The organism is Polaromonas sp. P1_F6 (assembly GCF_056405695.1).
Window position 1 is genome coordinate 110,192 of record NZ_JBFUBQ010000003.1, and the last position, 22,708, is coordinate 132,899.

Consider the following 22,708-nt stretch of genomic DNA (forward strand, 5'->3'; position numbering starts at 1 on the left):
GACCTGCCATGACCACCACCTCACCCGTCTCGGAATTTCGCGCCGTTTTCAGCGTCACCCGCTGGCACGACGGTTTTTACAAGTTCCTGCAGAATATCTACCGCCTTTATCCTGAGGACCGGTTTCACACACTGATCAAGAACACCTCGGCCGAACTCGACAACGATGAAGCCATTTACCGCAGGCTCCAGCGTGAACTGCCGAAGATCAAGCCCTTCATGGCGGACCTGACGCTGGCGTTGCCGGCACTCTTCAAGCAGAAGAAGGAAATGGCCGACCAGACCCAGCGGCTGCTGGGCGACAAAAAGCAGATTGACGGTTATGTCGAGATCGGCTCCACCGGCCGCTATATCAGCGAGCTGAAAAAGCGCATCAAGGTGACTGGCCTCGTCACCCTGGTGAATGATGTGGCGCCCACCAACTCGCCGGTGGACATCGCAGAGCGCGGCGGCCTGTTCAAGATCGGCAGCTTTGTGCCGATGAACGACTATGACCCGCTGCCGGCGAGCATTCCCGATGCCAGCGTGGACCTGGTGACCTGCTATATCGGCCTGCACCACTGCCCGCTGGACAAGCTGGATGCCTATGTTGCCTCCATCGTGCGTGTGCTCAAGCCGGGCGGCATGTTCATCCTGCGCGACCATGACGTCACCACGCCCGAGATGTTCACGTTTGTCTCGCTGGTGCACACCGTCTTCAATGCCGGCCTGAACGGCGCATGGGAAACCAACCAGCGAGAGCTGCGCTACTTCCGTCCCGTCGCCGAGTGGGTGGCTTACCTTGGCGAACGTGGACTGAAGGACAGCGGCAAGCGCGAGCTGCAGGCGCACGATCCTTCCGACAACGTGCTGCTGGCGTTCACAAAATCCGGCGAGGCTGTCGCGTGATGCGCTGGCTGCGCAATCTCACAGTTGCGGGCGCCTTCGCCGCGCTTGTCGGAATGGCGCCGGCCGCCGGCCCTGCGCCGGTGGCGGGGTCCGAGCATGTGCGCGGCGTCGAGCAGACGCTGCTGACTTATCCCGAGTGGTTCCTGGTATTCAGCCCCTATGAGTACGGCGAGTTCATAGGTGCCAGTGCGCCCAGCCGCTTTCCTTTTTATGGCCACATCGGCCAGTTCTGGGAAAGCTACAAAGCCGTCTTTGACGAGACGAGCCGCCGCGGGCTCGACCTCAACCCCGGCTATCACCTGATGATCATGGTGATAGGCACCAGCACGACGGTGGAATATGCGCTCAAGTCGGCCTATGAGACGCTCGTCGGACGGCTCGCCGAATCACTGGCCGGCCGGCCCACGCCCGAGGACAGGCATGCGGCCAGCGTTGCGCAGGACTATGTGCGGTTTATCCGCGTAGAGCCCTGGTACCTGTATGACTTCGACAAGGCGCTGGCAGGCCTTTGGCGCGATGTGCCTCTCACCGGGCCGGACATGGTCCGCAAGTGGGAACGCCGTTTTGCCCTCACGACCGAATACCTGGTCAAGGCGGGTTATGCCCGGCTGATCAAGTTGGGTACGCAGACGATCTACGATGCGCCCTTGCCGGTCACTGCCGTGGTGGCAAAGCCTGTGCCGCGGGCCGACGCCGCGCTGCCGGAACTCAAAGTGCTCTCACCGAAGCCCGACGGTTCGGCCCTGGTCACCATCCCCCGCTATGAGGCATTCATGCGCTATGCCCAGGCATTGGCGGTGCAAGGCGTCAATTTCAGCGAGATCGCAGGCAATGATTCATTCATCCTGGTCAGCGTGTTGGCGCCAGGCACCTGGGAGCCCACCAGCCCCGCCACGCCACTGCTGAGGCAACCCATCCTCACCCGGCCCGGCATCCAGCGGGTGGTGTTGACGGTGCCCGTCAAACACCTGGCCGAGTCGTTGCGCCAGTGGCAAGCCGGCAATCTGCAGGTGGAGCACATTTTTGACTATTAAGCGGCGAGAGCAGAAGCCAGGGCGCACCTGGCTTATTTACCCGTGGCGCGTACTCATGGCGCTGGTGGCCTGCCTGTTGCTGGTCGTGGTTTTTTCCTGGGCCCGCATGCTGTGGGTTGAGGACCACAGCCCGCGTGAGGCGGCACCCAGGGAAGGGCGCTGGCTGCATGCGCATGACGTGGACCTGTATGTGCAGGAATTCGGCGACCCGGCCGCGCCGCCCCTGGTACTGACCCACGGCACCGGCGCATGGAGCGGCACCTGGGACCAGAACGTGAAGGCCATGGCGGCCGCCGGCTATCGCGTCATTGCGGTGGACCTGCCGCCCTTCGGCTTCAGCACGCGGCCTGCTGCGCGCGACTACAGTCGCAACGCACAGGCGCGCCGCATCATCGGCTTGATTGATGCGCTGAAGCTTGGCCCGGTGACACTGCTGGGCCACTCCTATGGCGGCGGGCCCGCGGCCGAAGCCGCCATGCTGCAACCCGACCGCGTGCGCCATCTCATCCTGGTCGACGCGGCAATCGGCCTGATGGAATATCCCGCACCAGCGAAAAGCGGTGGCGTGGCGGCGAGCCTCTTTGGCATTCGCCCGCTGCGCACGGCACTGATTGCCACGGTGGGCACTCAGCCCTTGTTCAGCGAATTCTGGTTGCGCCAGTTCGTGGCTCGCAAGGAGGTCGTCACGCCTTCGCGCACGGCAATTTATCGGCAGCCTTTCGTGCTGGACGGCTTCACCGCCAGCCTGGGCGACTGGGCCGCGCAATTTGCCGGCGAGAGCGGCAAGTCCTTGAGCGAGAAACCTGAAGGTTTCCGCGAGCTGCCCATGCCGCTGACCTTGGTCTGGGGGCAAGAGGACACGATCACGCCGCTGTCCCAGGCCGAAACCCTGCAGCGCCTGGTCGCCGGATCAAGACTGCTGGTATTGCCTGGCGTCGGTCATATTCCGCAAATTGAGGATCCGGCCTTGTTCAATATGCGCATGACCGAGGCGCTAAGACATCCTTGAACCGGTTCCTTGGATAAGTATCAAAATTCGATACTCTTCGATCATTGCTGAGGATCTGTATCGTTACTCGCGTGATTTTGCAGCGTTGGCCCGCACAGTAGCGGCACCTCAACAACCGCAAGGTTTTTATGCAGACGCTGATACACCGTGACTCCAAACCCTGGCAGGTTCAGGTGTGGGCCTCGTTCGTGATTGCAGTTTTCCTTTGCGCTGTGGGCTTGTCCTGGCTGCCCGGCAAGGACCTGGACCGCGCTTTCATGATCATGGGGTATTTCTTCTGCCTGTCGGCCGCTTTCGTGCTGGCCAAGTATGTGCGTGACCAGGAGCAAAGCCGGGCCGAAGGCCGGCTGACGGACACCCCGATGTTCAAGCTGGTGGTGTGGGGTGGCTTCTTCCTGGCGATGTCGCTGACGGGCTGGGGTTTGTGGCGCATGGAGATCAATGAAACCTACAAGGCTTTCCTGGGCGTGAGCTGGCTCTACCTGATCACCTGCAGCTTTACCCTGGCCAAAACCCTGCGCGACCGGCACGAAGCCGACTTGAGCGAAGCCCGTATGGGCCGCGGGCCCCGCGGTCACGCGGCCAGCGACTAAGTAACAACACCTCTGCTTCTGGAACGCATCATGAAAAAGTCATTTGCTACATATTTAATAGCTGTTTGCGCAATATTGGCGGGTGCTACGGCATCTTTTAATGCGCAAGCCCAATCGGAGGCTTCCGCTCTCAGTGCCGTCTCGGCACTGCCGGTAGCCTCCGTCGTAGTCACGGCCAGCGCCGCGGTGGGTGCAGTCGTCGCTGTGCCTGTGGTTTTGTCTACGGCCGGTACGGTGCTGGTGGTCAAAACGGTGGAGAGCACGGCAAGGGGAACGGTGTACGTGCTGGAGCGCGCCTCCGACGGTGCCCGCGCCAGCATCGAGGTGGTCGGCCGGGGCGTTGCCGGCGTTTCCATGGTCGTCGGCACCGCCGTGGTGGTCAGTGTGGTAAGTGCCGGGGTGGTGCTGTCGGCGGCCGGAGAGGCCATTGCCTTTATTCCCAATGCGCTAGGCCGCGCGTTGCTGCACAACGAGCGGTTGACCCATTAAGGCGGAGTACCCCATGAAAATCACTCGAGTTTTCCTGCCGTTGTTGCTGGCGGCTTTTTTCCTGGGCGTCGCCCCAACCGTCCATGCCGGGCGTTCCTGCGAAGCGCGCAAGACCACTTCCCAGACCGTTGAACGCGGCATGACACTGGCCGAGAAGACGCTGGCGTCGCTCAATACCAGCGGCGAGAAGGTGGTGGTGCTGGCGCGGGCAGGCCAAGACCTGGGCAAGTACGGCATTCGCTATTCGCATCTGGGCCTGGCCTATCAGCTGCCCGACGGCCAGGGCGGCATGACCTGGCGCGTGGTGCACAAGCTCAACACGTGCGGCACCAGCGAGTCGGCGGTTTATCGCCAGGGATTGGGCGAGTTTTTTCTGGACGACCTGTGGCGTTACGAGGCCGCCTGGATGGCACCTGCGCCGGAAGTCCAGGCACGTCTCCTGGCGCTGCTGCAAGACCCGGGCCGGTTGACAGCCATGCACCACAAGCCTTACAGCATCGTGAGCTACGTGTGGGGCCGCAAGTACCAGCAGTCCAACCAATGGGCGATTGAAACCGTGGCCGCCGCGATGGAACCCGGGGTGACCACACGTGAGAAGGCTCAGGCCTGGCTGCAATTCAAGGGCTACGAGCCCACCACGCTCAAGCTGGGCCCTTTGACCCGCCTGGGCGGGCGCGTGACCGCGGCGAATATCGCGTTTGACGACCATCCCAACGACAAACGGTTTTCTGACCGCATTGAGACCGTCACGGTGGATTCGGTGTTTGACTGGCTGCAACGCGCACAAATGACGGTGCCCGGCAAGCCCGTGACCGTCATCAAACTGTGAAAACCTGTTTTCCAGAAAACGGAGATAACCATGGCCAACACTTTGCGATTGACGGAAAAATGGATGCACCGCGGCCTCTGGCTGGTGGCTTTGGTGTTTGCCGGTTTCCTGATCGGTTTGGGTGGCACGGTGGTCGGCGATTTGCCGAAAGTCGAGAAGCAGCTCTCGGTCGACGACTACATGGACGCCACGGCCAGCAATGCGCTGCGCGGCACCATCAAAACGGCCGAGCGGGCCGAGCGTGACGCGCAAACCGCGCTGGAGCAAGCCCAGCTTAAACGCCGGGCAGCCCAGGCGGATTCGGCCGCAGCGCGTGAAACCTTCGACAACTGGCTGTCTACACGGCGTGCCACGCAACTGGCTGAACAGGACACCGAGTTGCTGTCGCGTACGCGGGCGCTGGACGGGCTGAAAGACCGTGAACGCGCGGCGGGCGTCGCCGTAGAAGCTCAGCAGCAGGCGGCACTGGATGCCCGGCAGGGTGCGACGCGCGAACGCCGCAAGCTGGCGGAGATGGAAGAGGCTGCCCAGGTGCAACTCAACGCCGAATACCGGCGTGTGGAACTGCGCGTCTTTCTGTATCGCCTGGCCCTGACTCTCCCGTTGCTGGTGGCGGCCGGCTGGCTGTTTGCGAAAAAGCGCGAGACGACTTACTGGCCCTTTGTGTGGGGTTTTATCTTCTTTGCTGTGTTTGCCTTCTTCGTCGAGCTGGTGCCTTACCTGCCTAGCTACGGTGGTTATGTGCGTTATATCGTGGGCATTGTCGTCACGGCGCTGGTGGGCCGGCAGGCCATTGTTTCGCTGAACCGATACCTGGAAAAGCAGAAGCTGATCGAGCAGCTGCCGAACGTGCAACGCCGCGAGGAACTGAGCTACGACACGGCGCTGACAAGGCTTTCCAAAGGCGTGTGTCCGGGCTGTGAGCGGGTGGTGGATCTGAAAAATCCGGTGATTGACTTCTGTCCGCACTGCGGCATTGGCCTGTTCGACCATTGTGCGAAGTGCTCCACGCGCAAGAGCGCGTTCGCCAGGTTCTGCCATTCCTGCGGTGCCAGCTAATGCGCTTTGACCCATCGCGCAGGAGGGCGCTATCGGCAATCGCGGGTGGTGCTGCGCTGACGCAACTGAATGCCGAGGCGAAATGCCCGGTCGATCCGTTGAGTGTGTGCAATGTCACGCATCTGAGTTCTGTGACGGTGGCCGGGATCGCGGAAATTCGTGGGTCCGATGATGTCCGGCAGGCTTTAAAAAAATGGCAAGGCCGCGTGAGTGTCGGCGGCGGCAGATTCAGCATGGGTGGACAAACCGCAATTCAAGGCGGACTGCAACTGGATATGCGCTCCATGAATGCAGTGGTGAAATTCGACCCTGCCAAACGAACCGCCAGAGTCCAGGCCGGTATGCGGTGGCGCGACTTGCAAACAATCATCGACCCGCAGGGGCTGGCGGTCCAGACCATGCAGAGCTACGCCAGTTTCACGGTGGGAGGTTCGGTGTCGGTGAATTGCCATGGGCGTTATGTCGGGCACGGGCCTGTGAGCCGTTCCGTCAGGGCCCTGCAGATCGTTTTGCCTGACGGTGAGGTGGTTGAAGCCAGCAGGCAAATCAATTCAGAACTTTTTCATGCCGCCATTGGCGGATATGGAGGGGTTGGCGTCGTCACGGAGATTGAACTCAATCTCGATGAAAACTTTCGCATAGAAAGATCAACGAACCGCATTTCCATTGAAGACTATCCGGGCTGGTTCCGCGAGAAGATCCAGTCTGACCCGAACGTGTTGTTGCACAACGCCGATTTATTCCCGGACCGGTTTGGCTATCCGCATTGCGTCACGTGGTCACGCACCGACAAGCCCTTGACCATCCAGGAGCGGCTGACGCCGCCGGGTCGCCCCTACACGAAAGAGAAATTTTTCTTCTGGGCCATGACGGAGTTGCCTGGCGGAGCTTTGCTCCGGGGAAAAGCCGCTACTTCCATCGAAGATACCCCGGCCGTGGTGTGGCGCAATTATGAAGCCAGCCTTGACGTTGCGCAGCTGGAGCCAGCGAGCCGGGATTTTTCCACTTATGTTTTGCAAGAGTATTTTGTTCCGGAGCGCCACTTCACGAGCTTCGCGCGAAAGATGGCAGACATCTTGCAAACGATTCCTACGGGAACGGTGAATGTTTCAATACGCCACTCGCCGCCTGATCATGCGGTACTGATGGCTTGGGCGCGGCAAGATGTATTTTCTTTCGTGATTTACTATAAGCAGGGCATGTCGGTCTATGCGCAGCGACACGCTGCGCAATGGACTCGCTCAATGATCGATCTGGCCTTGGCACATGAAGGTACCTACTACCTGCCGTATCAGCTGCACGCGACAAAGGAACAATTTCTTCGTGCTTACCCTCAGGCGCCAAGGTTCAGCAAGTTGCGTGAGCATATTGGCGCGTCGCGGTTCACGAATGCTTTGTGGTCGCAGTACCAGATCTGATGTGAAGCCGTTCCCGAAAGGCCGACAGAAGCCGCAGGTTCCTCGACTCAGGCCATCGGCCGCCCAAAAAATGGGTAACCCGGGTCGTTGTAGCCGTGGCTGGACGCGTGGCCGGGCACGACCAGATCATCAATAAAGGTTTCGTCGTCCTTGTCCAGCACAAGTTCCACCGCACCATACACATCCTCCAGGTGCGACAGGGTGCGCGGGCCGACGATGACCGAACTGATCAGTGGATTGGCCAGCACCCAGGCTGCGGCGAACTGGCCGGGCACTTGTCCCCGGGCTTCGCAGCGCGCCTTGATCTTCTGCGCGATAACGAGTGACTCTTCGCGGAATTCGGTCTCAAGGATGCGCTTGTCGCCGCTGCCCGCGCGCGTGCCTTCGGCCGGCGGCTGGCCTGGCGGGTACTTGCCGGTCAGCACGCCGCGCGCCAGCGGGCTGTAAGGCACCACTCCCATGCCGTAGTGGCCGCAGGCCGGCAGGATTTCAACCTCCGGGCCGCGGTTGAGCAGGTTGTAGTACGGCTGGCACACCACGGGTTGCGGCACGCCCAGCGCTTTGCACAGGTGCACCACCTCGGCAATGCGCCATCCCCTGAAATTGGACAGGCCGAAGCTGCGGATCTTGCCCACGCGGATCAGGTCGCCCAGCGCACGCACCGCCTCCTCCAGGTTGGCGTCATGGTAGTCACGGTGCAGGTAAAGAATGTCCAGGTAGTCGGTTTGCAACCTGGCCAGGATGGCCTCCGTTTCCTGCACCAGCCAGCGGCGGGAGTAGTGGCCTTCATTGATTGCCTCGCTGACAGGGTTGCCCAGCTTGCTGGCCAACACCCAGTGGTTCCGCTGGCCCGCGAGCAGCTTGCCCAGGTCTTTTTCGGACTGGCCCTGGTTGTAGACATCGGCCGTGTCGATGAAGTTGAGCCCGTGCTCGCGCGCCGACGCCACGATGCGCCCTGCTTCTTCAAACGGCGTCTGCTTGCCGAACATCATGGTGCCCAGGCACAGGACGGAGACTTTGAGGTTGCTGTTTCCAAGGCGGCGGTATTGCATGGTCATCTTTGCAGAAAAAGTGGGCAGGATCGCTGATGGTGCCTGAGCCTGAATCTTTGCGCTGCACGTCGGCTATTTGGTGACTGCGGCCCCCGCCATGAAGACCTGCTGTTTATATGTCGGTTTTCGGTGAGGTATCCTTATTTGATGCTAATCGTACTAATTTAATGATCTTGTATCTTTAAACGAAACTTTTAGGGCATTCCGCTCCACACTGCCTCTACAAGCATGTGCTTGGGCCTTCGGGTTATTTATGAAGATCGATTCCTCCCTGTTCTCCCTGTCACGCCTGACGCGTCGCACGGCTTTGGCCGCTGCGGTGTTGGGTGCCACTGCCCTGACGGGCTGCTACGTCGTGCCGGTCCAACCCGGCCATCCGCCGGTTTCCTCCACGGTGTATGTCACACCGGCCATGCCGGCAAGCACGACCTTTGCGGCGCGGCTGTACCCGGCGAACGACACCGCCCAGGCCTACGGCATGGTGGGCGCGGTGGTGACCAATGACATGAACGGGCGCGGCACCTTCACCACCAACATCAACGGTGAAAGCTTTAACGGGGAAGCTACGCGCATCGCAGGCTCTTCAACGCGCGAAGGGGTGGCCAACGGCTCCGGCAGCCGGGGCAGCTATATCAGTTGCCGCTACCAGATGAACTCGTCAACGATGGGGACGGGGCAGTGCAAGCTCTCCAACGGCGCGCAGTTCACGATGCACATCGGCGGTTGAATCAACTGAAATGGCCGTCGCCATAACGACCGCAACAGCGGCGCCGGTTACTGCTGCATCTGCTCGACGGCGACGATCTGGGGCGCCGCCTTGAGGTGCCCCACATACCGCAGCGGCTTGTGAATCATGATGGAGGGCACATCGCCCTCCCGCATGTGCAGCAGGTCGCCGGGGTTGATCAGCCGGGGGTCGGCGTCGGTCAGCGGCAGGCCGGCGCTGCGGTAGGCCTCCAGGATGAATTGCGAACAGAAGAACTGGTCATTGCGACCCAGCCCCAGCTGCACGGCTGCGATGCCGCGAATACAGAAGTCGCGCACCATGGAAGGTACCAGCGGCAGCTCGCACATGCGGCGCTCCAGCGCGAAAGGCGCCTGCAGCATCACGCCGACATAGTTGTATTTCTTGCCTTCATGGCTGGCAGCGAAGGTGTTGATCTTGATGGCCTGTTCGGCGGTGAGGTCGGGATGGCGAAACGCCACCACCGTCGCCTCATCATTGAGCAGCGCGTCCACGCTGCGCACGCGAATACCCGAGCCCACGGCTTCAGCGATCTGCCGGTTGCCCATATATATCGCAGCATGGCTGACCGGCGATAGCGTGATCAGGCGAATGCCCACCGAGTTGATGCCGTTTTCAGCGGTGAGGATGATGTCGCCCGGTAGCAGGACGTCGGGCCTGATCAGCTCTCCACCATTGCCCGGGTTCAGGGCCATGTTCTGAAAACCCAGCATAGGCGCACCCGTCTCCGCATGCGGCTTGATGGCCGTGGCGCAGCCGCCAAGCGCAAGGAGCAAGCTGCCCAGGACAGTCACCAGGGACAGCAGTCGGGCCATCGTGGCCTGCGGTGAGGTTTTCGGCATGCGCAGGGCTCCAGTCAAATACGGGGTTGGAATGAACAAAACAAGCAGCGGGCGCTCAGGGCGCGGCGCGCTCGACCAGGTATTCTCGGGCGTACCAGAAGGTTTCGGGCGACTTGAACGCGCCCAGCGTGCCTTCTTTTTCGTCCTGCCGTGAGCGCAGGTCCCAGCGCTGGTCGATGATGCGGCAACCGTCGCAGGGCTTTTGCCCGGCACGGCGCTGCACCAGGGCGTAGCGCGTGTTCTTGAACAGGGCATCCACGTCCTCGTAGTCCACCGGTTGCGCGGCAAAGTAGGGAACGATTTTGGCACCCGGAATGATGAACTCGTAGCGCTCAAAGTGCCCGTTGAAGTTGCTCGGCACCGACACGGACTGGCCTTTGAGCAATGCGTCGGTCTCGGGTCGGAAGTGGCCCATGTCGCCATTGAAGGGCAAGGTCACCCATGCGAGCGCAAAGAGTACGGCGAAGCTGCTCAGCGCAGCGACCGGGCGCGTCAGCTCACGTCTGATCATGCCCGCAATGCAGGCCACGGCCAGAGCCCCAATAAAGAGCCAGTAGAGCGATGAGTACAGTCCGGCATTCTGTGTGGCCCGCACACCGCCAAAGCCGATCAGTCCCATGGCCAGCGCGCCGCCCAGGCAGATCAGCAAGGTCAGGCTGAACCAGATGCGCGAGATGCGCTCCCAGTACAACGCGATCACTACGGCCAGCGCCGGCATGGCGGGGATCAGGTAGCGGGTGGAGCGCTGGGTGGGCACCATGAACACCAGCGCAAAGGCCAGCATCCAGAGCCACATGGCTTTTTCTGCATCGCTGATGGTCTTGCCAGTGCCCTTGCGCTGCCGCCAGGCGCGCCACGCCGCCACAAAGCAGCCCACGGCGACGGGTAGGAGGAAAAGGGCGTTGGAGAAGTAACCCGTCAATATCGTCAACACGCCGCTGCTGCCGCTGAACGCGATGGCGAAGTAGCCCTTGGACGAGTTCATCTTGCCGGCGTTTTCGCCGACGACGAACTCGCGCCAGACTTCTCCTGGTTGCGGGTCGATGGCAAACCACAATCCGAAGATTGCAAGTGCCAGCACGCAGATGGCTGTGACCTTGATGCCGTCGGCGACGATGCCGGGCCGGGAAATTGCCCAAGGGGCTTTTTGCGCACCCAGCATCTGGTAACACAAGGCCAGGCCGAACCCGACCGGCACCACCATGACAAACGATTTGTAGAGGCAGCCTATGCCGACGGCCAGGCCGGCGAGCAATGGAAATTTCCAGCGAGAGGCCAGCAACTTTGCCGGCGCCCAGGCAACGGCAAACAACACGCCAAACAGCCAGAAAGTTTCGGGTGCACTGGTGAGGTAGGGCCTGCCATAGCGGTAGGTGCTGAAGAACGACAGGTACACGATGGTCGCGATGGCGCCCATCGTCAGGGCATGGCGGCTGCTGTCGGTTGAAGCGGCATGGCTGACCGGCTCTTCTGCGACAGTGCCGGTAGCCGTGTTGCGAACGATCTTCCAGGTCAGCAGCCCGACCATGAGCGAAATTGCCCACGTATAGACCACACTCGGCAGGCGCAGGTTGAGGAGCGTCCAGTGCCCGCCCCATCCGCCGGCGACCATCGCCTGCCAAAACAGCACGGGTGGCTTGGTGTTGCGCATGAAATCGTAGGAGCTGACCAGCGGAAGCCACTTGCCGGTCGCAGCCGTCAGCCGGGCGATATGGGCATAGACCAGCTCATCGCCATTTCGCGGAATGTGGTCACCGGCAAGGCCAAACAGGTAAGCCAGCGCGACCAGCAGCGCCAGCGCTATCCAGATGCGGTGGGCCGGGACGCGGTTTTTCAGGGACTCAAGACTTGTCATGGATATCGGTGGATGGCGGCGCAGCGCCATCGGCATCAGGGGCCACGATTTTCGCGCGCCGGCGGCGAAATGTCATGCGGTCATTGGCCACAAAATTACACACGCTGGACAAGACAATCGCCAGCACATTGGCCAGCAGATAGTGCATGTACAGGGCCAGCCATTTGGTCAGTAGAGACTGCAGCACGATGGCCAGGCCAGCCGCCATCACGTACTTTGAAAAAAGGAAAAGTGCCGAGTGGTGCACCTCATGCTTGCGGTCGCGCCAGGTCAGCCGCCGGTTCCAGTAAAAATTGCTGATGGTGGCGACCGTGATCGCCAGCGCGATGGAGTAGTTCAGCCGGGAATGGAAGTCGGCAATGTGGCTGAACAGGAATTCCTGGGCAACATACAGCACGGCGACATTCACCACCGTGCCGCTGGCGCCCACCACGCCGAACTTGATGAAACGCCAGCGCGCCATGGGTTGCAGGCGCTCAGGCAGGCGGCTGACAAGAGCCTCTGCTATGGATCGGAGTGTTGTCATCGGAATGAGGTCAGGGCGTTGCCAGGCACTCGCGCGCCTTGGCCAGTACGGCTTCGGGCGCAATGACCTTGAGGCACTGGTTGTCGCCGTCGCAATAGGACGAGCGGTGGTTATAGGCAGTGAGGCAAGGCGAGCATGGCCACTGGCTGTAAAAGGAATGGCACTGCGGTGTAAGCGGCGCATACAGGCCCGGGGTCTCGGGGCCAAACAGCATCAGTGTCCAGATAGGCGTGAGCGCCGCGAACTGCCCGGGCCCGCCGTCGTTGGTGACCAGCAGGCTTGCCACATGAAAGAGCGCCAGCAGTTCGGAAATGGATCGCGTATAGCCAGTCAGGTCAATCACGGGGCTGCCCGGGAAGGCAGCCTGCACATTGGCCACCAGCTGCTGCGCCAGTGCCTGGTCGTCTTTCAGGCCGATCACGGCCACGGCGCAGCCGTCGGCCACCAGGCCTTCACACAAGGCGGTGTAGGAAGCCAATGGCCAGGCGCGTATCGGCAAGATGCCCCCGCCCGGGTAGACCAGCACGAGAGGCTTGCCGGCAATCGCGGGAAAGTCCTGAGCCAATCGCGTCCGGATGCCTGGCACCAGCGCCGCATCCAGCTGTACGTGCGGCGGTGGTTTTCCGGTGCCTGCCGCGGCCAGATTCGCGGGCAGTTTGGACTTGGGAACGGCCGTGGAATCAATCGCGCGCGCCAGCGTCAGAAACTGCGCGCTGATGTGCTGGTAGGGGTTGTAGGGAACGGGTCGGTTGATGTGCGAACCGCGGTACAGGCCTTCCTGCGTGTGGCGGTGAAAGCCCACGCGGATGCGCGCGCCGCTGGCATACGACAGCAGGCTGCTGATCCGCGAGAACAGCTCGCAGTCAATCGCCACGTCAACATTCGCGCGCCGCAGCTCGCCAATCGCCTTCCACAGGCTGGACAGCAGGCCGCCCAGCGACTTGTCGTCCACCGTGTGCACGTTGGCCGGGTCCACCACCTGCATGAGGTCGAGGATTTCGCGGTTCTTGCCGAAGAGCAGGGCATGCAGCGGCGCGTCGGGATACCGCTGCTTCAGGCGTGCGAACATGTCGTGGGCCAACACCAGGCTGCCCATCTCCGACAGCAAAATGACCACGATGGCACGCGGCGCGGGATCGGCGCCGGAGCGGAATTGCCGCAGTACGGCATCGACGCCCGATATTGCTGCGCACAGCGGTATGCCGACCCAGCGGTCAATCCAGCGTTGCAGGTCGATGTTCATCGTTTAAACGCCACGCTGCCTGTCGGCGTGGAACTGCGCGGTGAATTCACCAAAACGGCCGGCGTCCAGTGCGTCGCGGACTTCCTGCATCAGGTTCAGGTAGTAATGCAGATTGTGGATGCTCGACAGCATGGGGCCCAGCATCTCGCCGCAGCGGTCCAGGTGGTGCATATAGGCACGCGAGAAGTTCTTGCAGGTGTAGCAGCCGCAGGTCGCGTCGACCGGCTGGTCTTCGGTCTTGTAGCGCGCATTGCGGATCTTCAGGTCACCGAAACGCGTGAACATGTGGCCGTTGCGCGCATTGCGGGTCGGCATGACGCAGTCGAACATATCGACGCCGGCGGCCACGCCCTCGACCAGGTCTTCAGGCGTGCCCACGCCCATCAGGTAGCGCGGTTTGTTCGTCGGCAGGCGATGCGGCGTGTGCGCCATGATGCGCTGCATTTCTTCCTTGGGTTCGCCCACACTCACGCCGCCTATGGCGTAACCGGGCAGATCCAGCTCGACCAGGGCATCGAGCGATTCCTGGCGCAGGTTTTCAAACATGCCGCCCTGCACGATGCCGAAGAGTGCGTTGGGGTTCTCCAGTTTTTTGAATTCGGCAATGCAGCGGCCGGCCCAGCGCAGGCTCAGCTCCATCGAGCTGCGCGCTTCGCTTTCGGTGGTGATGTGGCCCTTGGTGTCGTAAGGCGTGCATTCGTCGAATTGCATCACGATGTCGCTGTTAAGCACCGTCTGGATCTGCATCGAGATCTCGGGGGTCAAAAACAGCTTGTCGCCGTTCACGGGCGAGGCGAACTTCACACCTTCCTCGGAAATCTTGCGCATCTCGCCCAGCGACCAGACCTGGAAGCCGCCGCTGTCGGTCAGGATGGGCTTGTTCCAGCTTTCAAACTTGTGCAGGCCGCCGAACTGCTGCATCACGTCCAGGCCGGGCCGCATCCAGAGATGGAAGGTGTTGCCCAGGATGATTTGCGCGCCCATGTCGTGCAGCGACTGCGGCATCACGCCCTTGACCGTGCCATAGGTGCCGACCGGCATGAAGATGGGGGTTTGCACCACACCGTGGTTGAGCGTCAGTTTGCCGCGCCGGGCGTAGGAGCCGAGGTAGGCGCCGGCCCCTTCGCCGGCCGGGGCGTCGGTCTTCAGAACTTCAAATTCGAGCATCTTGGGATTGTCGCAGGTGTATAGGGGTGTATCAGGCGCCTGCCAGAGGGGTTTTACGGGCCAGCAGCATGGCATCGCCATAGCTGAAAAAGCGGTATCGCCCGGCAATCGCATGCCGGTACAGCGCCATGATGTGTTCGTAGCCCGAAAACGCGCTGACCAGCATCATCAGCGTGCTTTTGGGCAGGTGAAAGTTGGTCAGCAGCAGGTCAACCACGGCAAATTCAAAGCCCGGGGTGATGAAGATGTTGGTGTCGTTGCAGTCGGGGCCGAATTTGGCGTGCGACTCCAGCGCCCGGACAGTGGTGGTGCCCACGGCCACCACGCGGCCACCACGCGCCTTGCACGCGGCAATGGCTTGCTGCGTGGCCAAAGGGACCTCAAAACGCTCGAAATGCATGGTGTGGTCTGCAATGTTTTCGGCCTTGACGGGCTGGAAGGTGCCGGCACCCACATGCAGCGTCACGCTCGCGCGCTGGATGCCGCGCGCTTCGAGCTGCGCCAATATGGCTTCATCGAAGTGCAGTGCCGCGGTGGGCGCGGCCACGGCGCCCGGGTTTTTGGCAAACACCGTCTGGTAGCGCTGCTCGTCGTCCGCGGAGTCGGTATGGGTAATGTAGGGCGGCAGCGGTACGTGGCCATGCTGCGCCATCAGCGCATAGGGGTCACTGCTCAGGCGGAAACGATACAGAGGTCCGCTTTCCTCGGGCCAGCGGCCCAGCAGCGTGGCGGTGAAGCCACCGTCCATTTGCAGCACCGCGCCCGGCAGGGGTTTTTTGCTGACCTTCATGTGGGCGGCGACTTCATGGCCGGCATCCGCATGGGGCGACAGCACGCGTTCGATCAGTAGTTCCAGTTTGCCGCCGCTGGCTTTCTGGCCGAAGAGGCGGGCTTTGACGACTTTGGTGTCGTTGAACACCAGCAGGTCGCCCGGCAGCAACAGGCCGGGGAGTTCGGTGAACCGCCGGTCCACTGGCAGGTCTTCACGCCCGTCAAGCAGGCGCGAGCCGCTGCGCTGGGCGGCAGGGTGTTGGGCAATGAGTTCTTCGGGCAGCGTGAAATCAAAATCGCTGAGGGTGAAATGGGGCTTCATAAACCTAGAAACCGCAGTTGGATGCGCCCGAGTGTGCCGCCCGCGCTGCGCCAGGCAAGGCGCGACAACGCTGTGGGCTGTTGCCCACAAGGCGGAGCAACGCCGCATGGTGCTGTGGGGGTGGCGCAATCGGGTGCATAGCGTTGTTATGCACAAGCTGAGTGCCAGCGAAGGGAGGGGTGACGGTATTCAAGCGGATTCTGAGAGGTTTGCAAGAGGTCAACTGCGGTTGCTAGGTTGACGGCACAATTGTCCCATGTCGCCTCCTGGTGCCTCCGTCCGAAAAACTGTCCCGCCTGAGACTGCAGTCGGGGACAACGCTGTGCTCCGCCCGCAGGTTGAGAAAGCCCCGCCCAAATCCCCTGCGCAAAAAGCCCTGGAGAAGCTGGGCCTGCGCCGCGACATCGATCTGGCCTTGCACCTGCCCCTGCGCTACGAGGATGAAACCCGCATCGTGCGGCTGGCGGACGCGCGGGACGGCGATCTGGTGCAAATCGAAGGCCAGGTGACGCACAGCGAGATCGCCTTTCGCCCGCGCCGACAGCTGCGGGTGACGGTAGACGACGGCAGCGGCACCTGCGTGCTGCGCTTCATCAATTTTTACCCGGCTCACCAGAAAACGCTGAGCACAGGCGCCCATGTTCGGGTGCGGGGTGAAATCCGCGGCGGCTTCCTCAGCCGTGAAATGATCCACCCCAGCTTCAGACTGGCCGGCGGTGAGCTGCCCGGCGCACTGACGCCGGTGTATCCCACCGTGGCCGGACTGCCGCAAACCTACCTGCGAAAAGCCGTGCTCAGCGGCCTGGCGCGGGCTGATCTCCGCGAGACCTTTCCGCCTGAGGTTTTAGGTGAAAACAGGCTGCAGCCCTTATGGAATCTGCGCGAGGCGCTACAGTTTTTGCATCACCCCACGCCAGATGTCTCGCTGGCCACGCTGGAAGACCGCAGCCACCCGGCCTGGCAGCGGCTCAAGGCCGAAGAGCTGCTGGCCCAGCAGCTGTCGCAGCTGCAGGCCAGGCGCATACGCGCAGCCATGCGCGCACCTTCGCTGGTGGGCCCGCCCATGCGCGGCACGCAGTGCACGCTGCATGACCAGTTGCTGGAGCGCCTGCCTTTCCGGTTGACCGCCGCCCAGCAGCGCGTGTGCAACGAGATTGAAGCGGACCTGAAAAAAAACATCCCCATGCACCGCCTGTTACAGGGCGACGTGGGCGCCGGCAAAACGGTGGTGGCGGCGCTGGCTGCGGCACGCTGCATGGATGCGGGCTGGCAATGCGCGCTGATGGCGCCTACGGAAATCCTGGCCGAGCAGCACTTCAGCAAGCTGATCGGCTGGCTGGAGCCGCTGGGCATCAAGACCGCCTGGTTGACCGGCAGCCAGAAAACAAAAGAGCGGCGCGAGATGCTGGCGCTGATCGAGAGCGGGGAGGCCGGTCTGGTCATAGGCACACACGCTGTGATCCAGGACAAGGTGAAGTTCAAAAACCTGGCGCTCGCCATCATTGACGAGCAGCACCGCTTTGGCGTGGCGCAGCGGCTGGCCCTGCGCAGCAAAATGACTGAAGGCGGGCAGGAACCCCATCTTTTGATGATGACCGCCACGCCGATTCCGCGCACGCTGGCGATGAGTTATTACGCTGACCTTGACGTCTCCACCATCGACGAGCTGCCGCCCGGCCGCACGCCCATCGTGACCAAGGTGGTGAGCGACGCGCGGCGCGACGAAGTGATCACGCGCATACGCGGGCAGCTGGCGGAAGGGCGGCAGATTTACTGGGTCTGCCCACTGATCGAGGAAAGCGAGTCCATCGACCTGGTCAATGCCACGCAAACGCATGAAGCGTTGAGCGCGGCCTTGCCAGGCGTCAGCGTGGGGCTGCTGCATTCGCGTATGCCGGTTGCAGAAAAGAAGGCCGTAATGAGCCAGTTCACCGCCGGGAAAATGGGCGTGCTGGTGAGTACGACGGTGATCGAGGTGGGCGTTGACGTGCCCAATGCTTCGCTGATGGTGATCGAGCATGCCGAGCGCTTTGGCCTGAGCCAGTTGCACCAGCTGCGCGGCCGTGTCGGGCGCGGCGCGGCAGCGTCGGCATGCGTGCTGCTGTATTCGACCGGCGAAGCGTCCCGGCTCGGCGAGATGGCGCGCGAACGCCTCAAAGCCATGGCGCAAACCAATGACGGCTTCGAAATCGCCCGGCGCGACCTCGAAATCCGTGGGCCGGGGGAGTTCCTGGGAGCGCGGCAGTCGGGGGCGCCGCTGTTGCGCTTTGCCGACCTGGAAACCGATGCCGCGCTGCTGGCCTGGGCGCGCGAGCGGGCTCCGCTCGTGCTGGACCGGCATGCGGAGCTGGCCCACCGGCACATCCTGCGCTGGCTGGGCGGCAAAGCCGATTACCTGAAGGCCTAAGCAACATCTGGCGATGCAGCGATTGAGAAAAGCAGCACAATAAGCCCATGACGCTGACCGAACTCAAATACATCGTCGCTGTGGCCCGGGAAAAGCATTTCGGCAAGGGCGCAGACGCCTGTCACGTCTCGCAGCCCACCCTCAGTGTGGCCATCAAGAAGCTGGAAGAAGAGCTGCAGGTCAAGCTCTTTGAGCGTAACGCCAACGAAATCACCGTGACGCCTCTGGGCGAAGAAATCGTGCGCCAGGCCCAGAGCGTGCTGGAGCAAGCCGACAACATCCGGGAAATTGCCAAGCGCGGCAAAGACCCGCTGGCCGGTGCGCTGCGGCTGGGCGTGATCTATACGATTGGCCCCTACCTGTTGCCCGACCTGGTGCGCCAGGCGATTGCGCATACGCCGCAGATGCCGCTGATGCTGCAGGAAAACTTCACCGTCAAGTTGCTGGAAGAGTTGCGTACCGGTGAAATTGACTGCGCCATCCTGGCCGAGCCCTTTCCCGACACCAACCTGGCCATTGCGCCGTTGTATGACGAGCCTTTCATGGCGGCGGTGCCCAGCGCCCATGCGCTGGCGTCCCGCAAAAGCGTGACGGCCGAGGAGCTCAAGAAGGAAACCATGCTGCTGCTGGGGACCGGCCATTGCTTTCGCGACCACGTGCTCGAGGTTTGCCCCGAATTTGCACGCTTTTCCAGCAGCGCCGAAGGCATCAGCAAAAGCTTCGAAGGTTCGTCGCTGGAAACCATCAAGCACATGGTGGCGGCGGGCATGGGCATCACGCTGGTGCCCCGACTGGGCGTGCCCAAGGAGGCTCTGGCCGAGCAGGCCGCAGCTGCCGGGAAGCCCGCCAAGGGAAAACCCGCCGCAAGCCGCAGCAAGGTGGCAGCAGAGCAACCTTCGTTCATCAAATACCTGCCGTTTGACGGCGATGTGCCGAGCCGGCGCGTGGTGCTGGCCTGGCGTCGCAGCTTCACGCGATACGAGGCCATTGCCGCGCTGCGCAACGCCATCTACGCCTGCGAACTGCCCGGCGTCATCCGCCTGTCTTGAATCCCGTCTATGACCGGCATTGACGGCGGCTGTTGCGGCCGTCGTCCTGATTTCGTTAAAGTTATCCCTGAATTTTAAAAAAGGAAACACCATGGCCAAGTCTTCTGCCAAACCAGCCGGCAAAACCACCGGCAAGCCCGCACCTTCCATCAACATTGGCATCAATGAAAAAGACCGCGCAGCGATCGCCAAGGGCCTGAGCCGCCTGCTGGCCGACACCTACACGTTGTACTTGACCACCCATAACTTCCACTGGAATGTGACGGGGCCGATGTTCAACACGCTGCACCTGATGTTCATGACGCAGTACACCGAACTGTGGGCCGCGGTTGACCCGGTGGCCGAGCGTATCCGCTCGCTGGGCCATCCCGCACCGGGCTCTTACGCTCAGTTCGGCAAGCTGGCGTCGATTCCCGATGTACCTGTGGTGCCGCCCAAGGCGCTGGAGATGGTGCGTATCCTGGTGCAGGGCCATGAAGCCGTCGCACGCACGGCACGCGAATTATTTCCACTGGCCGACAAGGCCAGTGACGAGCCGACCGCGGACTTGCTGACGCAGCGCCTGACGGTGCACGAGCAGACGGCCTGGATGCTGCGCTCCTTGCTCGAAGAGTAAGTCTTGCATGCGCGTTTCAGACGAGGCTGATAACGGCAAATCAGCACCGCTGCAGGCAAACAGCGCGAGGGACGCTTCTTCGCCAGCAGGGGCCGCGGAACCGGCTTTGCCGGGCCGCAGGCGCAGCGCCCCCTCGGGGGGCAGCGCATTACACGAAGTGAAAAGCGTGGGGGCCAATTATTTGCAACTGATCCGCTGGAATCGCCCGGCGGGCTGGTTGCTGCTGCTGTGGCCGACCCTGTCGGCGCTGTGGGTAGCTTCGCACGGCTTTCCGGGCTGGCATCTGCTGGCCGTGTTTACCTTGGGCACCTTCCTGATGCGCAGCGCGGGTTGTTGCGTCAACGATGTGGCCGACCGCGATTTTGACCGCCACGTCAAACGCACGGCGCAGCGGCCCGTGACCAGCGGCGCCGTCTCCGTCAGGGAGGCGCTGTTGCTGGGAGCCGTGCTGGCCCTGCTGGCTTTTGGCCTGGTACTCACCACCAATACCGTCACCATCGCCTGGTCATTCGCCGCGCTGGCTGTAACGCTGGTCTATCCGTATGCCAAGCGTTATGTCTCCATGCCGCAGGCGGTGCTGGGGGTCGCTTTCAGCTTTGGCATTCCGATGGCTTTTGCCGCCGTACAGTCGCGCATTCCGCTGCTGGCCTGGGTGCTATTGCTGGGCAACCTGTTCTGGGTGATTGCCTACGACACGGAATACGCCATGGTCGACCGTGACGACGACTTGAAGATCGGCATGAAAACGTCGGCCATCACACTGGGGCGGTTCGATGTGGCGGGCGTCATGCTCAGCTACCTGATTTTTCTGTTAATTTGGGCTGTAGCCCTTATGGATATTGCGCAACCAGCTATTTATTTAATAGCAATTGCGATGGCGCTCGGGCAGGCGTTGTGGCACGGCTGGCTGATCCGCAAGCGCGAGCGCGATGACTGTTTCAAGGCGTTTCGGCTCAACCATTGGCTGGGCTTTACGGTATTTGCGGGAATTGCGCTGTCGTACCTGGGCCGTTGAGCCTGCGCCGAAACAGACGGCCATAAAAAAGCCCGCATCTGCGGGCTTTTTCAATTCCTGCCGCCTGATCAAGGGCTCAGCGGAACTTCATTCGCAAATTACACCGATTTTTTGGCTTTTGCCTTGGCCTTGTGCTTGACCTTGTGTTTGGCTTTTGCCTTGGCTTTTGTGGGCGCGGCGGCTTTTTCGGCAGGTGCGGCGGCAGGGGCTGCTGCGGGTGCGGCGGCCTGGGCCGCTGCTGGCGTGGAGATCACGGCCAGGGGCATGGCGAGGACGGCTGCGCTGATGAGGGTGGACAGTAATTTGTTCATGGGGAAGCTCCGGATGTTGGAAAAGTTATGGTGCGGGTGTTGCCGGGTGAACTGTCCACGAAGGACCAGGGCAGCCGTGACAGACGCTCTTCTTCAACGTCTTCCCTCGCAGGGCGGTTGACTTGCCCGGCCGCGGTCATCCGCAAATCCCATGGCCACGTGCTGCCACGACAAAAGAATCATATTGCTATTAATTCAGGGGCTTAAGAGGCAAAGTTCATCACCAGAAGACACCTGCGGGTCAACCGCGGCAACAATGAGTTTGCCCGGGGCTCAGTTCACGTCAACGGTATCGAGAGCTTCTGGCGCTATGCCAAGCGACGTCTGGTGCAGTTCAGCGGTGCACTCAGGCACACCTTCTAACTGCACTTGAAGGAAACCGGGTTCAGGTTCAACCACCGCCACTGCAGCCTGTACAAGTCGCTGCTATCCTTGCCGGGAAACAATCCTCTTTAACGGGATTTTTGCTTCTTAAGCCCCTGATTGATGGCGATCGGTGCGCTTTCACGCTCGGTTGAGCCGCCAGAGCCTGGGGATTTGCCCGCTCGCCAGAACTGTTTCGATTCGCCACCAGCCAGAAGTCCCCAGCCCCCGGCATCGCCAGATAGCTCAAAATACCCTCCATGACCTTCGATGCAGCCAACCCACCCCGTTTCTGGCCCGACCTGAAAAGCCCTGACTTTTCGCGCCTGGACTTGGCCCGCTGTATTGCGGTGCTGCCGGTGGCCGCGGTGGAGCAGCACGGCCCGCACCTGCCGCTTAATGTGGATGCGACGTTGGTGGAAGGTGTGATTGCAGCCGCTTTGCCGCATTTACCCCCAACGCAGCCGGTGCTGTTTTTGCCCACGCAGGCGGTGGGCTTTAGCCCCGAGCACGATCGCTTTGCCGGCACGCTCACGCTAAAAGCCGAGACCGTGATCCGGCTCTGGACCGAGCTGGCCGAATCCGTTGCGCAAACGGGGGTCAAGAAATTGGTGCTGCTCAATTCGCACGGCGGCCAGGTTGGCCTGCTGGACGTGGTGGCGCGCGACCTGCGGGCCCGGCTGGGCATGCTGGTCTACAGCGTGAACTGGTTCAACCTGCCGCTCACAGGTGAGGATGGCAAGTCCGTGAATGATTTGTTCAGTGCCGAAGAGCACCGCTTCGGCATCCACGCCGGCGAGATCGAAACCTCCATGATGCTGGCGCTCAAGCCGGGTCAGGTCGACATGGCCAAGGCGCAGAACTTTCACTCCACTTCACAGGACAGGGCTGCGAAGTTCAGCATCCTGGGTGACGGCCGCAGCGCCAAGCTGGCCTGGCAGATGCAGGACTACAACCCGCAGGGTGCGGTGGGCAATGCGGCTGCCGCTACAGCAGACAAAGGCCGCGCCCTGCTGAATGCAGCGGGGCGCAGCCTGGCGCGGCTTCTGTCGGAGATCGACCAACTGCCGGCTGATACGCTGAGCGATAAAACCGCGTTCTAGGCT

Annotated in this window: 22 protein-coding genes and 1 pseudogene; 15 read left to right on the top strand and 8 right to left on the bottom strand. The window is 61.8% G+C overall.

What is annotated here, in order from left to right:
• Nucleotides 1-8 precede the first annotated feature (8 nt).
• The 8 genes from AC1DY9_RS10160 to AC1DY9_RS10195 all read left to right on the top strand — a co-directional run bounded on the left by AC1DY9_RS10160 (nucleotide 9) and on the right by AC1DY9_RS10195 (nucleotide 7,318).
• Complete coding sequence (locus AC1DY9_RS10160) at nucleotides 9-887, top strand: methyltransferase domain-containing protein (protein WP_477666448.1); 879 nt, start codon at nucleotides 9-11, stop codon at nucleotides 885-887.
• Complete coding sequence (locus AC1DY9_RS10165) at nucleotides 887-1,921, top strand: hypothetical protein (protein ID WP_477666449.1); 1,035 nt, start codon at nucleotides 887-889, stop codon at nucleotides 1,919-1,921. Before AC1DY9_RS10160 ends, AC1DY9_RS10165 begins: the two co-directional genes overlap by 1 nt.
• Nucleotides 1,911-2,930 (top strand): alpha/beta fold hydrolase, encoded by a 1,020-nt coding sequence (locus AC1DY9_RS10170; RefSeq protein WP_457281451.1) that lies wholly within the window; start codon nucleotides 1,911-1,913, stop codon nucleotides 2,928-2,930. The genes AC1DY9_RS10165 and AC1DY9_RS10170 overlap by 11 nt, the downstream gene beginning before the upstream one ends.
• A gap of 128 nt (nucleotides 2,931-3,058) precedes the next feature.
• Nucleotides 3,059-3,523: a YiaA/YiaB family inner membrane protein gene (locus tag AC1DY9_RS10175; RefSeq protein ID WP_457281450.1), complete on the top strand. Its 465-nt coding sequence runs from the start codon at nucleotides 3,059-3,061 to the stop codon at nucleotides 3,521-3,523.
• 30 nt (nucleotides 3,524-3,553) lie between these two features.
• On the top strand, nucleotides 3,554-4,012 hold the full coding sequence (locus AC1DY9_RS10180) for a hypothetical protein (RefSeq protein WP_477666450.1): 459 nt from the start codon (nucleotides 3,554-3,556) through the stop codon (nucleotides 4,010-4,012).
• A 13-nt stretch (nucleotides 4,013-4,025) separates the two neighbouring features.
• Nucleotides 4,026-4,841 (top strand): DUF2145 domain-containing protein, encoded by an 816-nt coding sequence (locus AC1DY9_RS10185; protein WP_477666451.1) that lies wholly within the window; start codon nucleotides 4,026-4,028, stop codon nucleotides 4,839-4,841.
• Between the two features lie 30 nt (nucleotides 4,842-4,871).
• A complete protein-coding gene (locus AC1DY9_RS10190) occupies nucleotides 4,872-5,900 on the top strand; it encodes a serine endopeptidase (RefSeq protein ID WP_457281447.1) in 1,029 nt (342 codons plus the stop codon).
• Nucleotides 5,900-7,318, top strand: coding sequence for an FAD-binding oxidoreductase (locus AC1DY9_RS10195; RefSeq protein WP_477666452.1), 1,419 nt, complete (start codon nucleotides 5,900-5,902; stop codon nucleotides 7,316-7,318). Before AC1DY9_RS10190 ends, AC1DY9_RS10195 begins: the two co-directional genes overlap by 1 nt.
• 47 nt (nucleotides 7,319-7,365) lie before the next feature.
• Here AC1DY9_RS10195 and AC1DY9_RS10200 read toward each other — a convergent pair whose 3' ends face one another.
• Nucleotides 7,366-8,370, bottom strand: coding sequence for an aldo/keto reductase (locus AC1DY9_RS10200; RefSeq protein ID WP_457281445.1), 1,005 nt, complete (start codon nucleotides 8,368-8,370; stop codon nucleotides 7,366-7,368).
• Nucleotides 8,371-8,623: 253 nt separating this feature from the next.
• On the opposite strand from AC1DY9_RS10200, the gene AC1DY9_RS10205 reads away from it, so the two are divergent.
• Nucleotides 8,624-9,097, top strand: a complete 474-nt coding sequence (locus AC1DY9_RS10205; protein ID WP_457281444.1) for a hypothetical protein — start codon at nucleotides 8,624-8,626, stop codon at nucleotides 9,095-9,097.
• Between the two features lie 47 nt (nucleotides 9,098-9,144).
• On the opposite strand, the gene AC1DY9_RS10210 is transcribed toward AC1DY9_RS10205, so the two are convergent.
• From AC1DY9_RS10210 to queA, 6 genes are read right to left on the bottom strand one after another with little or no spacing between them, the layout of a single operon-like run.
• The gene (locus AC1DY9_RS10210) at nucleotides 9,145-9,957 is read right to left on the bottom strand and encodes a YiiX/YebB-like N1pC/P60 family cysteine hydrolase (RefSeq protein ID WP_457281443.1); all 813 of its coding nucleotides are present in this window, start codon (nucleotides 9,955-9,957) and stop codon (nucleotides 9,145-9,147) included.
• A gap of 55 nt (nucleotides 9,958-10,012) precedes the next feature.
• A complete protein-coding gene (locus AC1DY9_RS10215; RefSeq protein ID WP_477666453.1) occupies nucleotides 10,013-11,812 on the bottom strand; it encodes an ArnT family glycosyltransferase in 1,800 nt (599 codons plus the stop codon).
• The gene (locus AC1DY9_RS10220) at nucleotides 11,799-12,338 is read right to left on the bottom strand and encodes a GtrA family protein (protein ID WP_457281441.1); all 540 of its coding nucleotides are present in this window, start codon (nucleotides 12,336-12,338) and stop codon (nucleotides 11,799-11,801) included. Before AC1DY9_RS10220 ends, AC1DY9_RS10215 begins: the two co-directional genes overlap by 14 nt.
• A 10-nt stretch (nucleotides 12,339-12,348) precedes the next feature.
• Complete coding sequence (locus tag AC1DY9_RS10225; RefSeq protein WP_477666454.1) at nucleotides 12,349-13,581, bottom strand: glycosyltransferase family 9 protein; 1,233 nt, start codon at nucleotides 13,579-13,581, stop codon at nucleotides 12,349-12,351.
• Between the two features lie 3 nt (nucleotides 13,582-13,584).
• Nucleotides 13,585-14,748, bottom strand: a complete 1,164-nt coding sequence (gene tgt, locus AC1DY9_RS10230; protein WP_457281439.1) for a tRNA guanosine(34) transglycosylase Tgt — start codon at nucleotides 14,746-14,748, stop codon at nucleotides 13,585-13,587.
• Nucleotides 14,749-14,779: 31 nt separating this feature from the next.
• Nucleotides 14,780-15,841, bottom strand: a complete 1,062-nt coding sequence (gene queA / locus AC1DY9_RS10235; protein WP_457281438.1) for a tRNA preQ1(34) S-adenosylmethionine ribosyltransferase-isomerase QueA — start codon at nucleotides 15,839-15,841, stop codon at nucleotides 14,780-14,782.
• Nucleotides 15,842-16,097: 256 nt separating this feature from the next.
• Here queA and recG point away from each other — a divergent pair, with 256 nt between their 5' ends.
• The 4 genes from recG to ubiA all read left to right on the top strand — a co-directional run bounded on the left by recG (nucleotide 16,098) and on the right by ubiA (nucleotide 20,928).
• Nucleotides 16,098-18,248 (top strand): ATP-dependent DNA helicase RecG, encoded by a 2,151-nt coding sequence (recG, locus tag AC1DY9_RS10240; RefSeq protein ID WP_477666455.1) that lies wholly within the window; start codon nucleotides 16,098-16,100, stop codon nucleotides 18,246-18,248.
• Nucleotides 18,249-18,295: 47 nt separating this feature from the next.
• Nucleotides 18,296-19,297 (top strand): LysR substrate-binding domain-containing protein, encoded by a 1,002-nt coding sequence (locus tag AC1DY9_RS10245; RefSeq protein WP_477666456.1) that lies wholly within the window; start codon nucleotides 18,296-18,298, stop codon nucleotides 19,295-19,297.
• A 91-nt stretch (nucleotides 19,298-19,388) separates the two neighbouring features.
• Nucleotides 19,389-19,913: a Dps family protein gene (locus AC1DY9_RS10250; protein ID WP_477666457.1), complete on the top strand. Its 525-nt coding sequence runs from the start codon at nucleotides 19,389-19,391 to the stop codon at nucleotides 19,911-19,913.
• A 166-nt stretch (nucleotides 19,914-20,079) separates the two neighbouring features.
• A complete protein-coding gene (gene ubiA, locus AC1DY9_RS10255; RefSeq protein WP_477666458.1) occupies nucleotides 20,080-20,928 on the top strand; it encodes a 4-hydroxybenzoate octaprenyltransferase in 849 nt (282 codons plus the stop codon).
• 98 nt (nucleotides 20,929-21,026) lie between these two features.
• Here the strand turns inward: ubiA and AC1DY9_RS10260 are convergent, their stop codons facing one another.
• Nucleotides 21,027-21,239 carry a hypothetical protein gene (locus AC1DY9_RS10260; protein WP_477666459.1) on the bottom strand — a complete coding sequence of 71 codons (213 nt, stop codon included), beginning with the start codon at nucleotides 21,237-21,239 and terminating at the stop codon, nucleotides 21,027-21,029.
• Nucleotides 21,240-21,467: 228 nt separating this feature from the next.
• Here AC1DY9_RS10260 and AC1DY9_RS10265 point away from each other — a divergent pair.
• A pseudogene (locus AC1DY9_RS10265) lies at nucleotides 21,468-21,695 on the top strand (IS1595 family transposase); the annotation flags it as partial.
• Nucleotides 21,696-21,862: 167 nt separating this feature from the next.
• Complete coding sequence (locus tag AC1DY9_RS10270) at nucleotides 21,863-22,705, top strand: creatininase family protein (RefSeq protein WP_477666460.1); 843 nt, start codon at nucleotides 21,863-21,865, stop codon at nucleotides 22,703-22,705.
• Nucleotides 22,706-22,708 lie beyond the last annotated feature (3 nt).

Excerpts from the sequence above, each read along its gene's own strand:
- AC1DY9_RS10185 (WP_477666451.1), top strand. The coding sequence starts at position 4,026 with ATGAAAATCACTCGAGTTTTCCTGCCGTTGTTGCTGGCGGCTTTTTTC.
- AC1DY9_RS10250 (WP_477666457.1), top strand. The coding sequence starts at position 19,389 with ATGGCCAAGTCTTCTGCCAAACCAGCCGGCAAAACCACCGGCAAGCCC.
- AC1DY9_RS10270 (WP_477666460.1), top strand. The coding sequence starts at position 21,863 with ATGACCTTCGATGCAGCCAACCCACCCCGTTTCTGGCCCGACCTGAAA.
- AC1DY9_RS10200 (WP_457281445.1), bottom strand. The coding sequence starts at position 8,370 with ATGCAATACCGCCGCCTTGGAAACAGCAACCTCAAAGTCTCCGTCCTG.
- AC1DY9_RS10210 (WP_457281443.1), bottom strand. The coding sequence starts at position 9,957 with ATGCCGAAAACCTCACCGCAGGCCACGATGGCCCGACTGCTGTCCCTG.
- AC1DY9_RS10175 (WP_457281450.1), top strand. The coding sequence starts at position 3,059 with ATGCAGACGCTGATACACCGTGACTCCAAACCCTGGCAGGTTCAGGTG.
- AC1DY9_RS10225 (WP_477666454.1), bottom strand. The coding sequence starts at position 13,581 with ATGAACATCGACCTGCAACGCTGGATTGACCGCTGGGTCGGCATACCG.
- AC1DY9_RS10205 (WP_457281444.1), top strand. The coding sequence starts at position 8,624 with ATGAAGATCGATTCCTCCCTGTTCTCCCTGTCACGCCTGACGCGTCGC.
- AC1DY9_RS10180 (WP_477666450.1), top strand. The coding sequence starts at position 3,554 with ATGAAAAAGTCATTTGCTACATATTTAATAGCTGTTTGCGCAATATTG.
- AC1DY9_RS10245 (WP_477666456.1), top strand. The coding sequence starts at position 18,296 with ATGACGCTGACCGAACTCAAATACATCGTCGCTGTGGCCCGGGAAAAG.
- AC1DY9_RS10220 (WP_457281441.1), bottom strand. The coding sequence starts at position 12,338 with ATGACAACACTCCGATCCATAGCAGAGGCTCTTGTCAGCCGCCTGCCT.
- AC1DY9_RS10160 (WP_477666448.1), top strand. The coding sequence starts at position 9 with ATGACCACCACCTCACCCGTCTCGGAATTTCGCGCCGTTTTCAGCGTC.
- AC1DY9_RS10260 (WP_477666459.1), bottom strand. The coding sequence starts at position 21,239 with ATGAACAAATTACTGTCCACCCTCATCAGCGCAGCCGTCCTCGCCATG.
- recG (WP_477666455.1), top strand. The coding sequence starts at position 16,098 with ATGTCGCCTCCTGGTGCCTCCGTCCGAAAAACTGTCCCGCCTGAGACT.
- tgt (WP_457281439.1), bottom strand. The coding sequence starts at position 14,748 with ATGCTCGAATTTGAAGTTCTGAAGACCGACGCCCCGGCCGGCGAAGGG.
- AC1DY9_RS10195 (WP_477666452.1), top strand. The coding sequence starts at position 5,900 with ATGCGCTTTGACCCATCGCGCAGGAGGGCGCTATCGGCAATCGCGGGT.
- AC1DY9_RS10165 (WP_477666449.1), top strand. The coding sequence starts at position 887 with ATGCGCTGGCTGCGCAATCTCACAGTTGCGGGCGCCTTCGCCGCGCTT.
- AC1DY9_RS10190 (WP_457281447.1), top strand. The coding sequence starts at position 4,872 with ATGGCCAACACTTTGCGATTGACGGAAAAATGGATGCACCGCGGCCTC.
- queA (WP_457281438.1), bottom strand. The coding sequence starts at position 15,841 with ATGAAGCCCCATTTCACCCTCAGCGATTTTGATTTCACGCTGCCCGAA.
- AC1DY9_RS10215 (WP_477666453.1), bottom strand. The coding sequence starts at position 11,812 with ATGACAAGTCTTGAGTCCCTGAAAAACCGCGTCCCGGCCCACCGCATC.